General features: G+C 50.3%; 1 protein-coding gene. It reads right to left on the bottom strand.

Features of this window, described 5'->3' with window-relative positions:
• A partial coding sequence (gene tnpC / locus AC1P5O_RS16755) for an IS66 family transposase (RefSeq protein WP_499006430.1) occupies positions 1 to 644 on the bottom strand: 644 nt, incomplete at both ends.

A 644-nucleotide genomic window follows, 5' to 3' on the forward strand; every position in this document is an offset into this window, starting at 1 on the left:
GCCAGCCTTTCAAGAACTCTGCAGCATGCTGGCCTGAACGACTATCCTGAAAGTCATAGATCACCGCCTGAACTGGATTGTACTGTGTAGTGGCATAGGCCCAGACATAACCTTTCTTCGGTTTTTTCTCATTCTCACCCATCCGCATGATGGTGACCGGTGTTTCATCTGCATGCAGCACCTGCTGTTGTAGTACCACCTCTTTTAAGGCATTGGCCAGAGGCTCCAGTTCTACACCGCAGCGACCTATCCAGTCAGATAACGTTGATCTAGAAAGCTCGATTCCCGCCCGCTGATAGATCAGGCGCTGACGGTACAGCGGCAAATGATCGGCATACTTCGATACCAGCACATGGCTGAGCAGTTCAGGTGAAGCAATGCCTTTATCAATCACATAGGCAGGCATCGCTTGCTGAGTCAGGGTGTCACACTGATCACAGACCCATTTGCCACGCACATGCTGTTCCTTATAGAACTGTGCCGGTCTGAAATGCAGTTTTTCACTGATATCTTCGCCGATACGACGTAACTGGCAGCCACAACTGCATTGGGTTGATGCAGGTTCATGCTCAATACGGATGGTGTGTAGATGATCCGGCAGCAGTCGACGTTTAGGTTTGTTGACTGTGGCTTTCTCTGTCGCT

The organism is Prolinoborus fasciculus (assembly GCF_056724605.1).